This is a genomic window from Dyadobacter sandarakinus (genome assembly GCF_016894445.1).
GTDB classification, from domain to species: Bacteria; Bacteroidota; Bacteroidia; order Cytophagales; family Spirosomataceae; genus Dyadobacter; species Dyadobacter sandarakinus.
This window is the reverse complement of record NZ_CP056775.1, coordinates 894,472-910,101: the sequence shown is the minus strand read 5'-3', so window position 1 is coordinate 910,101 and position 15,630 is coordinate 894,472. Positions and strand designations below refer to the sequence as shown.

10 protein-coding genes are annotated in these 15,630 nt (G+C 52.0%); 6 read left to right on the top strand and 4 right to left on the bottom strand.

Annotated elements, in window-relative coordinates; all coding sequences use genetic code 11:
* Positions 1–29: 29 nt before the first annotated feature.
* The 3 genes from HWI92_RS03645 to HWI92_RS03635 form a co-directional block, all read right to left on the bottom strand.
* A complete protein-coding gene (locus tag HWI92_RS03645; protein ID WP_229248822.1) occupies positions 30–3,218 on the bottom strand; it encodes a SusC/RagA family TonB-linked outer membrane protein in 3,189 nt (1,062 codons plus the stop codon).
* 142 nt (positions 3,219–3,360) lie between these two features.
* On the bottom strand, positions 3,361–5,025 hold the full coding sequence (locus HWI92_RS03640; protein WP_229248820.1) for a mechanosensitive ion channel family protein: 1,665 nt from the start codon (positions 5,023–5,025) through the stop codon (positions 3,361–3,363).
* Between the two features lie 103 nt (positions 5,026–5,128).
* Positions 5,129–5,533, bottom strand: a complete 405-nt coding sequence (locus HWI92_RS03635) for a hypothetical protein (protein ID WP_204660829.1) — start codon at positions 5,531–5,533, stop codon at positions 5,129–5,131.
* 308 nt (positions 5,534–5,841) lie between these two features.
* Between HWI92_RS03635 and HWI92_RS03630 the strand changes: the two genes are divergently transcribed.
* The 6 genes from HWI92_RS03630 to HWI92_RS03605 all read left to right on the top strand — a co-directional run bounded on the left by HWI92_RS03630 (position 5,842) and on the right by HWI92_RS03605 (position 14,413).
* Complete coding sequence (locus tag HWI92_RS03630; RefSeq protein ID WP_204660828.1) at positions 5,842–6,564, top strand: thioredoxin domain-containing protein; 723 nt, start codon at positions 5,842–5,844, stop codon at positions 6,562–6,564.
* 90 nt (positions 6,565–6,654) lie between these two features.
* The gene (locus tag HWI92_RS03625) at positions 6,655–7,005 is read left to right on the top strand and encodes a nuclear transport factor 2 family protein (RefSeq protein WP_204660827.1); all 351 of its coding nucleotides are present in this window, start codon (positions 6,655–6,657) and stop codon (positions 7,003–7,005) included.
* A 113-nt stretch (positions 7,006–7,118) separates the two neighbouring features.
* Positions 7,119–9,311 carry an Ig domain-containing protein gene (locus HWI92_RS03620; protein WP_204660826.1) on the top strand — a complete coding sequence of 731 codons (2,193 nt, stop codon included), beginning with the start codon at positions 7,119–7,121 and terminating at the stop codon, positions 9,309–9,311.
* A gap of 44 nt (positions 9,312–9,355) precedes the next feature.
* Positions 9,356–11,467: a T9SS type A sorting domain-containing protein gene (locus tag HWI92_RS03615; protein WP_204660825.1), complete on the top strand. Its 2,112-nt coding sequence runs from the start codon at positions 9,356–9,358 to the stop codon at positions 11,465–11,467.
* A gap of 180 nt (positions 11,468–11,647) precedes the next feature.
* The gene (locus tag HWI92_RS03610; RefSeq protein WP_229248818.1) at positions 11,648–13,018 is read left to right on the top strand and encodes a hypothetical protein; all 1,371 of its coding nucleotides are present in this window, start codon (positions 11,648–11,650) and stop codon (positions 13,016–13,018) included.
* Positions 13,019–13,162: 144 nt separating this feature from the next.
* Entirely contained in the window at positions 13,163–14,413 is a 1,251-nt protein-coding gene (locus HWI92_RS03605; protein WP_204660824.1) for a dipeptidase, read from the top strand.
* 73 nt (positions 14,414–14,486) lie between these two features.
* On the opposite strand, the gene HWI92_RS03600 is transcribed toward HWI92_RS03605, so the two are convergent.
* Positions 14,487–15,620: a PepSY-associated TM helix domain-containing protein gene (locus HWI92_RS03600; protein ID WP_204660823.1), complete on the bottom strand. Its 1,134-nt coding sequence runs from the start codon at positions 15,618–15,620 to the stop codon at positions 14,487–14,489.
* Positions 15,621–15,630 lie beyond the last annotated feature (10 nt).

Genomic DNA, 15,630 nt, shown 5'->3' with positions numbered 1-15,630 from the left:
TTTAAAATTTTGAAATGTTAGGCTGTACCTCAGAATGAAAGGTTGATGTTCACTCCGTACCTGCGCAGGGATGGTGTCTGCGGGGCAGACTCACCGCCGGATATGTACTGGTTCAGGTCAATATCCTTGCTGGCTGCAAAATAGAGCAGATTACGGCCCACCAGCGATACCGAGGCATTGCGGATAAACCTCGATTGTGCCAGCCATTTCGACGGAATGGAATACCCGATCACCACTTCACGCAACATACCGAACGACCGGCTCATGAGATTGCCTTCCTCGGTATTGTAGTAGCGGCTTACCCAGTCCTGTACGTACTGCTTGGTGATGTTTGGTGCAAACTTCAGCTCATTGAGGTTCGTGATCTTACCGTCCACATCAAAATTGAGCGCGCCGCCGTTACTGACCTGCACACCTTCACCGAGGTAGTTCTTATTGTCCGTATCGCCGTTTTTGAAACCTACCCAATCCTTGTAGCGGGCCTCGCCGAGGGCACCCTGTACGAGCTTGGCATTGCGACCGCCCCGGAAGGTCTGCTTCTGCACATAGTTTGAAATCACACCGCCGATCCGCCCGTCGAACTGGAAGCTCAGGTTTACATTTCTGTAAGCAAACTTATTATTGATCCCGAACACAAACTTCGGATTCACATTGCCCAGATACTGGCTTACAGGCAGGTATACCGGTCTTCCGGAGGCGTCATTGATAATCTGACCGTCGTTTGTTTTTGCAAAGGCACGTCCGTAAAACTTGTCCATCCTGTCCCCTACCTTAAAGAAGGTATTCAATGCATTCACGCCCGGGTAAATCTCCGTCAGTACTTCCTTGAAGGTGGAGTAATTAGCTACTACGTCCCAGTTGAGCCCGGTGCCGCTTTTCAGCACAGACCCTGTCAGTGCAAGTTCAACACCCGTTTTTTTGGTGCGGATTCCATTCACCAGATAGGAGTCGTATCCTGTGGTGGAGGAAACCGGGAGTGCGAAAATCCGTGGTCCCTCATGGGAGACAAAGTACGTCGCATCCAGCCCAATGCGGTTCTTCAGAATACGGACATCGAGGCCCAGTTCCGTTTGCGAGGTAGAGCTTGGTTTCAGGGACGGATTGTTGAGCGTGTTGGTAAAATACGCGGCAGGCGTGTTGTTATAGGCAAATGGTGTGGAATAAACGGCTGCATTCTGGTAACTCGGTCCGTCATACGGCGAATAATACTGATCTCCGTAGCCCAGCGGGTTGGCATCGCCCAGCGCCGGCGTGGTACCGATAGTCGATTTGGTCAGGGCATCCTTTACGTTGGCGTAAGAAGCACGCAGTTTCAGGAAAGAAACCATTTCGGGGATTGGCAGGAAGTCCGACAGCACGGTAGAACCCGCCACAGATGGATAAAAGAAAGTATTGTTACCAGCCGGCAGGGTCGAAAGTTTGTCGAGGCGACCTGTTGTGGACAGCGTAAAGAATTCACGGAATGTAAAATCCGCCGAGTAATAAGCCGAGTTCACACGCATGGCCGAGTTGAAGTTCGACGTACGTACAGGCCGGTAGCTGTTGTTGAAATTATACAGGCCGGGGACGTTCAGGTAGTCGGTGGAGCCGTATTGGGAGTTATATGCAAAGCTGCGGATGTTGCCACCAGCCCAAAGTTTTGCGTTAAATCCGTCAAAAAGATCTTTATCAAACTTGACGAGAATGTCGGTATTGTTCTCAAACAGATTGCGGCGGTCTTCGCGGTAGTCACCCTTGCGCTCCTCCCGGCCGTATGAACCCGCCGAGTATGGCATCTTTTCATTCCTGAACAAGTTCCAGGTAGTTATCTGCGTGCGCAGGGTGGCTTCCAGAAAGTCGGTAAACTTGTAAGACATGGCTGCCTGACCAATAATGTCTGTTTTCTGATGACCGCGCAGCCACTCGTAGCTCATAAAGTACGGATTGTTATAGCGCTGGTATTCCGCATAGATCTGCTGAATGCCCTCTTTTCCAGGCTGCCAGTAATTGCGCATATCATCCACGTTCCAGTCTGCACCCGCCCAGAACACCATGTTATAGATGATCGAGTTTGGACCATAGTTCACGTCGGGAATATTGGGAGAATACTGCCGGTTATACTGAAGGCTCGACGTAAAGTTGAGCTTTTCAGAAAACTTGAAGTCTGAGGTTACATTAAAATTGGTAATGTTCAGCTTCGTGTTAGGCACGATGCCTTTCTGGTAAGTATTGGAGGCCGAAAAGCGGAGGTTGTACTTGTCGCCGGATGAGGAAACAGATACGTTGTTGGTTGATAAAATACCTGGCTGAAGAAAGCGTTTCAGGTTATCCTTTCCCCGGTTGATCCACGGGGTGCCTGAGCGTACACCTGTGATCGGATCTACCGGGCTGTCGTACTGGGTAATAAGCTGGCCTTCAAACCTTGGGCCCCAGCCGCCATCGTAATCACCGTCATTCAAGCCTCCGCCCGCACCATTTACGAATGCATACCGGCCATGGTCGCCCGGGCCGTACTCGTCCTGTACCTTGGGAATGGAGTAAAATCCTTTGTCCATCATGGTCGACGAGTTGATATCGACCGAGAACCCGCGCTTGTCTTTGGTACCTCTTTTGGTGGTGATCAGGATTGCACCATTTTTCCCCCTGAATCCGTATAATGCCGAAGCACTTGCACCTTTCAGTACCGAGTATGTGTCGATATCGTCCGGGCTCACATTCCAGGTATCTGAGTTCACAGGCACACCGTCCACTACAAAAAGCACGTCTGTATTACCCCGGAGCATGATGTTGGGCCTTCTCAGCAATTCAGGCTGCGCACCGATCGTCAGACCGGCGACCTTGCCTGCCAGTGCGTTAATCGCATTCGGCTCCCGGGCCTTCACCGTCGACGAGCCATCCACAGTCTGGATTGCTACACCGATCCGGCGCACATCTTTTTTAATACCCAATGCGGTAACTACGACCTCGTTCAGCTGTTTGAGGTCGGTGCTCAGGATCACATCCAGCTGCGACTTGCCATTCAAAGCAATCTCCTGCGATTCAAATCCTACAAAAGAGAAAGTAAGGGTTGCATTGGGATTTGCTACGGTGAGCTCGTAAAATCCTTCTGCATTCGTACCCGTACCTGCATTGGTACCTTTTACAATAATGCTGGCTCCCGGCACACCTTGGCCGGTCTCCTTATCGGTTACTTTTCCCCTGACGTTCACCTGTGCCACGGCGTGGAGCGTACCGAGCATCAGTAAGATGAAACAAAAGGATTTACATTTTCCGGAAAAATTAGTCATAGAATATCCATTTACGTTGAAGGACGCAAATCTATATTCCTAATGTTAAGCCAAATGTGCTGATAAGTTAAGCATTTGTAAACAATGCACTCTCTTAATCCGGAGCGATGATCGGACTATCAGATTGCTGTGATCCATGATCTTTGGCAAAATAAATAGTTTGTGCGGGAAGTGTGAATCCGGTGCCGCTGGCAGCCACCACATCCATCATCTGCAGAAGCAGCTCTTCCTGTATTTCCAGGAACACATCCATATCTGCGGTATCTACATAGGAAAATACCTCAATTTTGATCCCATTCAATCCTACCTCAATAAACCTGACACGGGCAGGCTCAGGATTGACGCGCGGATGTGTAAGCAATACCCTGCGTAGTTCCTGGATCACGTGGCGGATCTGATCGGGGGTGGTCTCCACGCGGAGGTAAAAAACCGGATGAAACCAGAAGCGTTCGCGGTGCGCGAAGTTTTCGATTTTCAGAGAAGAAAGCTCTCCATTGGGAATCGTCACCACCGTGCGGGCATTGGTCCTCACCTGTGTCGCACGCATACCGATGCGCTCAATGGTGCCTGTAAACTCGCCGATCCTGCAAAAATCACCTACCCGCACAGGCTGGTCTGCAATGATGGTGACACTGCCGACGAAGTTCTCCACCGTTTTTTGTGTACCCAGTGCCAGGGCAATACCACCAATACCCAGGGCAGCAATACCGGTGGTAACATCAAAACCGAGCGTATCCAGGATCATGATTGCCCCCACAATCACCAGGGCGATCTTCAATGCCCGGCGCACAAAAAGAATGGCTGACACTGCGGACTGGTTGCGGTATCTTTTCATGCGCTGCTCGGTCACCATACCGATCACGTCCAGCAGTTGCCAGATGAGCAGGATCACTGCTACAAAGCCAATGATGAGCGCAAGGTTGCTGAAATGCTGCCTTACCACGAGTGAAATGCCTGCTTTCTGGCTGAAAGACATAAACGACCAGATCGCCAGGTACAGCTGGGCGGGCAGGGAAAATGCCCGAATGAAGTCAAAATAGGGTTCTTCTCCGGCCTTCCTGTAAATTCTCGGGATCAGAAACACTATTACCCGGGTAATAGCCGATGCAAGCAGATACGAACCGATCAGCAGGATGATGGTGGCGATCCAATGCGCGATGGGTACACCGTTCCACTTGTTGTTCTGTAAAAATGCAGGCGAAATATCACTGATGAAAGTGGTCGTTTCAAGATCATTCACGTTCAGCGGTATACGCTCGATCGTCTGCGTGGAAAACAGCCAGACGGGGTACCCCTCCTTGTCCTTCACGCTTTCGAGGATTAGGTCAAAAGACTCATTATCGATGGTAACCGCACCGATCCGGTCCAGGTTGGGCCCGAGGTTATCGTCTGTTTTTCCCTCCGGCTCATTGCTGATCCAGGAGTAAGGGAAAATGCGTCCGTTTACTTCCAGCAAAGCCTGTAATGCTTTGGCCTGCCGGATGGTATTCTGTTTCTTTTTAAGAGCCGGGTCGCGGCGGATGTACAGCGCAGCCCTTTCGTAATTTTCCTGGTAGCTGGCTTTCAGAAAGCCGTCGATCGTACCCCTGGGCGTCCGCCGTCCCAGCGAATCGGGCGGGTAAACGGGCTTGGCGGGCCGGGCCGTATCGCCCGGCATCACGGGCAGCTGTGCAGAAGCTGGATATTGGGTAACAAGACACAGCAGGCAGCCTAGCAGCAGGCGCAAGGCGAAGGAGATTTTGATTTTTGTATTCAGCATTTTCAAAGGCAACATAAGTAAATGCCGGCGTAAATCTTGTGCCAGGCAGAACGCCACTTCCTGTATGCGTCCGATATTGCAGCTTTTACCCCGTAAATTGATATTAATCCCTGAATGTGGCACTTATTGTCAGACTCCCCTTTACCGGCTGCCGGATCGGCAGGTACTGTACAAAAAGCGTATCTCCCTTTATTTCCGAAATAATCACCGGACTATGATAGCCCTGCTCCGAAATCAGTATTCCTGATCGGGAAGTAAATGAAGTATCCTGCGAAAATTTGACTACTGCAAGATTGGAGATTGTACCCTCAACCGTCACCTCCACACTGTTCGAAGCGCGCGCGTTGGGAATGAAAAAGATGGTGTCACGGGCAGCATCGGGAACATTCAGGTGAAAAACCTCGACGGGTTCCGGGGGACGGTAGCCTCCGCACGAAGCAGCCGCACCGCAAACAAACAGCATCCAGCTTCCTGCGAACCATTTATTTATAGCGTGTTTGCGTTTCATGTTCATTGATGCGTTTGCCTGATCGGTTGGTGCTTTTGGGTAAACTTTTCACAAAAAAAATGCTGTACGATACGCAGGGCCAGTTCCGATGTTTATGCAAATACGTGAACACACCTTCATTGCGTGACGCATGCCCCGCATTAAAGTACTCAATTTTTGTCCTGACACTGCACGGCCCGGAAATCTTTGTGGGGTTTGTATGCCTGAATTTGGGTTTTCGCATGCATTACGGGTGGCTTCGGGTGAATAATAGATGTAACTTGTCCTTTTTAAAACCTGGTGGCACATGTCACCGTAATCCCTTTTTTATGAAAACATTTTCGTTGAAGCGGCCTTTGATGCAGGTGCTGTTTTTTGCATTGTCCGGCATACTGACCAGTGTCCAGGCTCAGACGCAACTTAGCGCCGATGAATTTGAAGCCAGGCTGAAAGCGACGCCCGGCGCGCAGCTGATGGACGTACGCACACCTGCCGAATACCAGGACGGACACCTTGCCAAGTCAAAGAACATAGATTATAAAGCAGCAGACTTTGAGGATAAGTCCAGAACCCTCGACAAAAACAAGCCTGTATTTGTATACTGCCTGTCCGGCGGGCGGAGTGCAGCAGCTGCTCAAAAGCTGGCTGCCAGCGGCTTTAAAGAAGTTTATGATATGAAAGGCGGGTACCTCAAATGGTCATCATCGGGCAAAGAAGTGGAAGGAGGTACGGCTACTGCCGCCAGCGGCATGACCCTGTCCGATTTCACGAAGCTGACGTCATCCTCAAAAGTGGTGCTGGTTGACTTTTACGCAAAATGGTGTGCGCCCTGCGTGCAGATGCTGCCGACGATTACAAAGCTGAAATCGGAATATAAAGGCCGGGTACAGATTGAGACCGTCAACTATGATCCTAACAAGTCACTGGCCAAAGAACTGGGCATTTACGAAATTCCTGCGTTTCTTCTCTACAAGGACGGGAAGCTGATAACGCGCAAAAACGGGTTACTGGAAGAGCAGGACTTCCGCAAGCTGCTCGACAGCAATTTGTAACAGTGCATGCAGGTACTTCCGGCTTGTGGCAGTACCTGCATGTATGATCCGCGTGTGTGATCCGGTTTTATAACAAATTAAATTCATTTCATGACAGCTCAGCAGGAACAGTTGATCAGGAAAACCTATGCTGCTTTCAATGCCCGCGATATCGACGCGGCATTGACTGTTATGCATCCGGACGTAGAATGGCCGAAGGCTTTTGAGGGAGGATATGTGCAAGGCCGCCAGGCCATCAGGGACTACTGGACAAGACAATGGACAGAGATCAACCCAGAGGTGCAGCCTTTGAAGATCACCGGACGGCCTGACGAAACCCTCGAAGTTACCGTACAGCAGAAAGTAAAAGGACTGGACGGCAGCGTGCTATCTGACGGTATAGTAAAGCATGTTTACACCTTACAGGAAGGTCTTTTACGTAAGATGAACATCGAAATCTAGCGCCTGCTACGATTCTTTGTAAGTGTTTAGGGGAGCCTTGATGGTATACTTTTTTCGAACTAGTTGTCCAAAGTTCGAATCAGTTCGGACAGGTGTATCTAAACAGCTGTAATATGACCGTTATTTTCTCCTACAACCTGCACGGAAGGAACATTCTTGCGTTGTGCTTCATCATCTTCATCCTATTTCCAAAACCTGTACTTGCCCAGCCTCCGTCGGCTTTTACATATCCTTCGCCGGTAGCGTACATTGCCAATGTGAGTAATGTGTTTATTTCTCCAACTGTCTCAGGAACAGTGACGAGCTACTCGATGCCTGCCTCTCCGGCACTGCCTGCCGGGCTCACGTTCAATCCCAATACGGGTGTGATTTCCGGGGTACCTACCGAGGCACTGCCTGCGACGGTATTTACGGTAACTGCCACGAATGAATCCGGGTCGGTAAGTACAAGTTTTACCATGACCATCACGAACAATTATCTGAACAATAATAATAATCAGGTTCATTTCGGGGGAGCAGGGGTGACCATTTCACACCCGAGTGGGTCACCGACAGGACAGGTTGCCGGTGACATAACCCTGTACCAGAATGTGGCCACCATCAGCGGGCAGACGATTGATTGTATTATTACTACAAAGGCAGTAAACAATGTGAGTTCCTGGATCATCTATGACCAGCCCGATGTTTCCGGAAGTTCGTTTAACTCCAATTCACCCGATTTTTTTTCCCCGCAGATGAACTTCGGTACCGGCGGCGGCTATGTGAGCTATGAGTTCCAGTTTATCTTCGGAGGAACCTACAACAGTACTACCAAAACCGGCCAGAATGTAGTACTGCAGAATGTAAAGCTGAATACCTACGACATTGACGGCAACGGTAATACGGACGCGTATCAATACAATGAGTTCAGCGGGTTCAGCACCAGTGAACTCGGCGTATCGCCTACGGTGCAGGCTGTATACAACAATGAAACCGGCCTGACCAGGTTTGTCTCGACTACTAATGCCAATTCATTGACGGTAACTGCCGCTGCTACCCGCGTGCGGGTATCGTATGCCAATATGAGCAACTTCTCCATTGTGGTGGGTTCGCGCGGGGTAGGTATCGCCTTGTTCTTCCTGGACTTTTCCGTGGGCTCTACCTTTACTTCCGTCACGACATCGAGCCCGTCAGTAGACCTGAATACCAGCATTGTAGGGATTACCAATGAAGGTGCAGGATGCGCAGGAAGTCTACCCCTCACCCGCCCTTCCCAAACCAACATCAATGCCCAGGGTAGCCTCACAGGCATGGAAGTAAGCTACCCGGCATCCGACATCCGCGACGGCGCTGCCGAGCTGCTGACGGCTGCGGGCGCTACTGGTAGCAATGTATTGTCCCTGGGTTTTACGACAGGCTCATCGGGCACGCTGACCATAGGCGGGGTTACGTTCAATTACACCAAAAGCGTATCAGGCGTGCAGGGAGCTGCCACCAACAAAATCGCATTTACAAGAAGTACCGGCGGCACTACCTTCACCAGTGCAGAAGCTGAAACGCTGCTCGATGCGCTGCAATACAGTAACACGGCAGCCAATCCGACGATCGGGGACCGGCACCTGTCGGTACTGGTATACAATGCGGTTTTCAAAAGTCCGAGCGCCATGTTCTCGGCTACGGTAAACTGCGTAACGCTGGCCGGACATATCTTTAAAGACCAGAATGGACTACTGGGAACGACCGACTTCAATACCATCAGCGCGAATGCCACCACAGGCCAGTTTGCCGCAGGAGCAGCTTACGCGGTGGTGGTTGACCCGGCAACAAACCAGGTTATCGAATCGCGCGCGATTGCTGCGGGAGGTGCATTTAACTTCGGTACGGTTACGCCCGGCAGCTATTTCCTGTATGTATCCGCAACCGCGCCGGCAGCCGGATCCGTATTTACGCAGGCCACTTTCCCGTCCGGCTACGTCAGCGCGGGCGAAAACCTGTCGGCTGCGCCCGGAAGTGACCTGCTTAACGATGGAAAGCTGATCGTGACGGTAGGCACTACGCCGGTTACCAATGCCAATTTCGGCCTGAACTCGCCACCCACCGCCAATCCGCTTAATGCAGCTGCCCTGCAAAATCCGGGTGGAACGCAGCGGGTGGTCGTGCCGGCACTGACGGGCAATGATCCCGAGCAGGGAGCACTTGCGGGCGGCACTGGAAATGGTATTATTATCACAACTTTTCCTACAAATGCCCGCCTGTTTTATAACGATGTTGAAATTACCCCTGAAAGCGCGCCCATTCAAAACTATCAGCCGGCCTTGCTGACATAGACCCCGATGATGGTGCGCTGACGGCTTCATTTACCTACCGGCAGGTGGATGCTGCCGGCCTGACGAGCGAGCCCGCACTGGCAGTGATCCCATTTACCGACTTTACGATTGGTGGCAGGCTTTTTCATGATGTAAACGGAGTTGAGAACAACACGATTGATGGCGACCCCATCAGCTCAGCCGGACAAAGCCCCTGTATGCAAACCTTGTGTCCGCTCCAACCGGGTGGTAGCCGGCAGTGTACCCGTCGTGAACGGAGCCTTTTGTTTGGAACACGCAATGGTTTACAGGCAAATACCAGCTTTTTCGTCGTGATCAGCACCTTGGAAGGTATTGCTGGAACATCTATCGGGGCTACTCCCCTGCTGCCGGCAGGATGGCAGAATACAGCCGAAGGGTCCGGCACGGGCGATGGCATTCCCAATGGCGCATTTGAACTGAATACTGCATCGGAAACGACGCCTGAAATCAGTTTCGGAATACAAATGCCGCCGGTTGCATACCCGGTTACTGCACTGACCCAGGTTAATCCCGGCGGCAGCAAACGGTTGCCGGTACCTGCCCTGAACGGACTTGACCCCGAGGATGGCGTACTCGATGGCACGGTGCAGCCTGGTACGCCCGGCAACCGGGTACGGATCACAAGCTTCCCGTCCAATGCAACCCTCTATTACCAGGATGTGGCACTCGACACTGCCACTGCATTGATCACGAACTACGATGCCACCCGCCTTTTTGTGGATCCCGATCATGGTGCGATGACCATTACATTTACCTACCGGGAAGTGGATCAGGGCGGACTGGCCAGCGATGATGCGCTGGTAACAATGCCTGTCACAGACCTGTTTGTAAGCGGCAGCGTGTACCAGGATGCAAATGGCACGACCGACAACCTGCTCAATGGCATACGCATCAGCCAGGCAGGATCAGCCAGTCCCCTTTTTGTAAATCTGGTTAATACAGCCGGTCAGGTAGTGGGCAGTGTGCCGGTCAATGCCGGTACCTTCGAATTGGGAACTGCCGCGGGCCTGGAATCGGAAACGGATTTTACGCTGGTACTTTCGGCCACGGAGGGCATTGCGGGGACGGATACGGGTGCCGGATCGGAACTGCCTGCCGAATGGGCCAATACGGCAGATGGCGCCGGAACCGGGGACAGCAATGCCGACGGAGTACTGGCTTTCACCATGGGATCGGAAACCGTCGAAAGTGGATTTGATTTCGGCATTGAGCAGCTGCCCACAGCCGGAAGCGGCAGCCATGAGATGCGCAATGAGCCAGGCGATATCCTGATCAAAATTCCAGCCGATGCATTCAGCAACGACATAGCCAGCTCAGACCCGGACGGTGACGTGAGTTCATTGCGCATCACGTCATTTCCCGCCGGGCTGGCCGCTATCTCCATCAATGGTACTAGCTACCGCAGCAATGTGCCCGAAGAAGCGGAAAGCCTCACGGCATTGCTGCTCCCCACAGACCAGAGCGGCAACCCGTCGGCCAGCATGGCCATTGACCCCGGGCTCACAACTGAAACCAGGATTGATATTCCATTTGAAGTGGTTGACAATGCCGGCAAGGCAAGTACCAATACGGGCCATGCGGTCTTTGTCCTGACTGCGCCCCTACCGGTTACGCTGATCAGTTTTGATGCGGTGAAAGAAGGAAGCACTGCGCTGCTCACTTGGGCTACCAGCGAGGAAAGCAACAGCCAGTCTTTTGAAATCCAGCATAGTGCCGACGGAATCACCTGGGCAAAAGCCGGGCAGGTAGCGGCAGCCGGGAATAGTACTCAAATAAAGGAATACCGATTTGTGCATGCACAGCCTTTGGCAGGCAACAACTATTACCGCCTGAAAATGACGGATGCCGATGCTTCATTTGCATTCAGCAGGATCAGGACGGTAGCCTTTGGTCATGCGGGAGAAATCAGCATTTATCCTAACCCTGCGCGGGATATTGCATCCATTCAGCTGGAAAACTGGCAGCAGGTAAGCCGTATCACCATCATAGACAGCCGCTCCAATGAAATGTTACGGCTGGAACATCCGCAGACCAACACCATCGACCTGCGCAGCTACACGCCCGGTGTGTACCTCGTGCGCGTGGAGCATAACAATGGCATTGTCATAACGCGGAAAGTTGTGGTGATCAGGTAGAAGGCAAAAAAGCAGCATGGCTGGTGACAGGGGCCGAGCTGCTTTTTGTTTTAAATACACAGAAAGCGTACCCGCATTTTTAAATAAATCCTACATTTATTCCCGGCAAATGTGCCCCGCCAATAACTTGCGCGAGCAGCGTACGCATTGGCATCTCATTCCTAAACACTGAAACACGACATGAAGCTGAAACAACAGGCCGGTTCTCCTGCCGGCGAGCCGGACCCACTCCCCTCGCCTCACACCGGCGAACTCAACATCAATCTCACCCGGCGGCAGATGCTGGGTATGGCCGGCATGGCCGGTATCGCCTCCCTGGCGGGCGTCGCTCCGCATGCCACCGCACAGGCCGCTCCCAAGAAGCCCCGTATTGCATGCCTGGTCACTTACTGGGGAGCTACGCGGTCGCATGCAGACTGGATTATAGCCAAGCTGATGGACGGTTACTGGTGGCAGGGCGCCCATATGCCTTCGCGGGTGGAAGTGGTGTCCGTTTACATTCACCAGTTTGACACCAGCTTGCTGGCACAAAAAATATGTAAATCCAAGAACATCCCCATTTTCAAAACCGTGGGCGAGGCAGTATCGCTCGGGGGTAAGGAGCTGGCTGTGGACGGGGTGGTGATTGTCGGGGAACATGGCGATTATCCGACCAACCTGAAAGGGCAATGGATGCTGCCGCGCTGGTGGATTTACCAGCAGGTTGTCCGGGTTTTTGAACAAAGCAAGCGTTCCGTGCCTGTTTTTAATGATAAACATCTGTCCTATGACTGGGGCGAGGCCAAATGGATGTTTGACAAATCACGCGAGCTGAACTTCCCGCTCACCGGAGGTTCCTCCATCCCGACTTTTTTCCGCAAACCGGAAATAGAACTCGAAATCGATACGCCCCTCAAATACTCCATTGTGCTGGGAGGCGCGCCCGATGAAGGTGCTCTTTTTCATTGTGTGGACGTTCTGCAGGCTTTTGTAGAGCGGCGCAAAGGAGGCGAAACGGGGGTAAAATCCGTGCAATGCATCCGCGGGCCGGAAACCTGGAAATGGACCGAACGCAATGCATGGGCGGGCAGGTTACTGGAAGCTGCGCGAAAAAACCTCGACCTCAAACCAGGGCACTTCCAGGAAATTGATAAGCCGAATGTTTGTATCGTCGAGTACAACGATGGAACAAAAGCGGCCATATACTCTGCCAAAGATACCGGCTGGACTTACGCGGCAGAAGTGGAAGGACGTGCCGAGCCGACGATCATCTCCATGCTGGGATGGCCGGGACCATTTTCGCAGTACCACGCTTCCAACTCACAGCCCCACTGGATTACCGAGATGATGGTGACGGGGAAAGAACCGTTCAATGCGGAGCGGCTGCTGCTTTCCACCGGCATTACTGCCTTTAATATGGAATCCAACTGGGAAAACGGGCGGTACTCCGAAGTGGGTCGCCGCATGGAAACGCCGGTGATGAACATGAAATACAAATCGACCCGCGGTGCCCAGTTCAGCACAGGCGAGCGCCCGCCGAATGTGGCTTACATGCGGGGTTTCGCAGAGTAAGTGAATGAATCTGGGTAGTGATACCCTGATGAGGCGGAAGTAAAATTATCTAAGCTACTTTCTATAAAGGTGTTGACAATGTTAGGGAGTGCACGCTGATGTGCACTCCTTTCTAACTGACCTTTGCAGGATAAATTTATAAATATGAAACGCAGAGACGTTCTTAAAAGCCTGACTCTTTTACCGGCAGCTGGTGCTGTTTTATCAAGACAAACCTTACTGGCCACTCCTGTGCCAGGAAGCAGGCACATGCCTGATCTGCACCGGCAGGCATTTGTAATGGATGGACATACGCATGTAATGAGCCGCGAGCTCATCCTGAAAACCGATATCGGGCAGCGGTACCCCGACGGTACAGTTGACCTGCCAAGGGCGCGGGAAGGCGGGCTGGATGCGATGTTTTTTTCTGTTTACACTCCTGAAAACTATTATCCCGGCAGGTTTGAGACCAAAAACACCTTTCGTGTCGTGAACCTTGCCCTGGAACAGATCAGGAAAAACAATGCCGTGATCGAGCTGGCACTCACCGCCTCTGACATTGAACGCATCAATAAAAAAGGCAAAATGGCTGCTTTCCTGGATCTGGAAGGCGGATATGACCTTTACGGGGACCTTGACCTGCTGCGTGCGCTGTACAAGCTGGGCCTGCGTTCCATGCAGCTCACCGCACACAGTACTACCAATGCATTTATCGATGCCTGCAATGATGTATATACCTGGGGCGGCATCAACGAACATGGCAAGGCGCTGATCAGGGAAATGAATGATCTGGGAATGGTGATCAATGTCGCGCACGCGTCCAATGACGCAATCCTGCAATCGGTAGAGGCGAGCCGTCATCCGGTGATTTACAGTCACGGCGGATTTTACAAGATCGTAGACCATCCCCGCTGTATTTCTGACGAAGCTGCGAAGGCGATTGCAGCAAAAGGCGGTGTGATCGGTGTGCACTTTGGCAGTTTGTTCAACAACCCGAAGTACTGGGCATGGCAGAAACCTAATAACCCGGTGCGCATACAACCCAATCCTCAGCCCAAAATACCCAGGATCCTTGCCTCGCAGGTTACCACCCAGACTATTGAAGATGTGGACCGGGAATTTGCCCGCGAGCTTCCGTTTACTTTTAACGGAAAAATTCCGGATGAGTACTGGATGCATGTAGACCAGCTTGCCAAAGTGATTGACTATGGCGTAAAGCTGGTGGGTGAAGACCACATTGCACTTGGCTCCGACCTTGACGGCGGTCCCGAACTACCCCATGAAATCAAGGATATCAGTGATTTTCCACAGATTACCATTGCATTACAAAAGCTGGGTTATACAGATCAGCGGATTAAAAAGATCCTGGGCCTGAACTGGCTGCGGGTGATCAGGAAGGTGACAGAAGGAAAATAAATCTGCGGCGCTACACCGGCAGCGCCGCAGATTGAATTCGTATGGGTCTGCAAACTTTCCGCATGCAGCAAGATCATACCGGAGTAATCCGGGCGCGGGATACTGCAGCCCTGAACCGCTGCCGTCGCCACCAGAGCAGGAAGCCCGTGATGGCCAGCAGGCCAGGTGTAAGACCAATGATCACATACACCAGCTTCACCCAAAATCCGCCAAAGTTCCCGACGTGCAGCGGAAAAAAGGCAGCTTCAATGCGATCTTCCAGGGGTTTGTCGGTGAGGCGGCTGATGCCGCTGATCTCACCGGTTTGCTGATCGATCTTTACGGAATTGGCACTACCCCATATTTTGAACTGACCGTCTGTGAACCCCCTCACCTCGAACTTGCGTGCGAGCTGCGTGGGGAGGTACACATAGGTAGGTTCGAGGTCGGGCATGGCTGCGAGTGCTTGACGGTACATCCGGTCCGCAGGCACAGCTATGTTTGTATTGGGCAGCGCGGGTGCAAGTTCATTCTGCCAGGTCTTTGGTTTAAATGCAAAAAGGTTCATCCAGAACCCTGTAAAAAATATAACTGCATTCAACATCAAAGACCAGACCCCCACGATCCGATGCAGGTCTGAGCTGACCGTCCGCCAGTTTTTCCGGTTGATCTTTACCCAGAATGTCAGGACTTTAAGAATGTTTTTCCGGTAGACGAATACTCCCGTGAGCAGTGATACCAGCATGGTCATACCCAATATGGCAGTCAATGCAGCGCCGGGAATACCCAGCTGAAAACTGAAATGAAACTGGAACAACCAGGCCATAAAGCTGGGCATAAAACGGTCCGAAGGTCCCTCGCGCAGGACCTTACCGGTATAAGGATCCACGGAGATCAATGCCAGATCATAGGTCAGCAGCTGCCCATCGTTATAGTAGATCCTGAAATCGTAAGCGTCCCCGGGCCCGGCATCAGGATTTAGCCACGCTATACCGTCCAGGTTAGGATACCGGCTGGTAATCCGGTCATAACAATGCTGAAGGGCTTGCTCGGGTATGGGCATTTGGTGCGGAACATGCAGCAGTTCTTTGTTGAAAAACCGGTCGAGCTCCGTCCTGAAAACCAGGAGGGAGCCGCTTAATCCCAGCAAGATTAGAAACAGACCCGTAACCAGGCCAAACCAGCTGTGCAGTTTGAAAAGGTTACGGCTGAGCCATGCTTTTCTCATAGGAAAATGG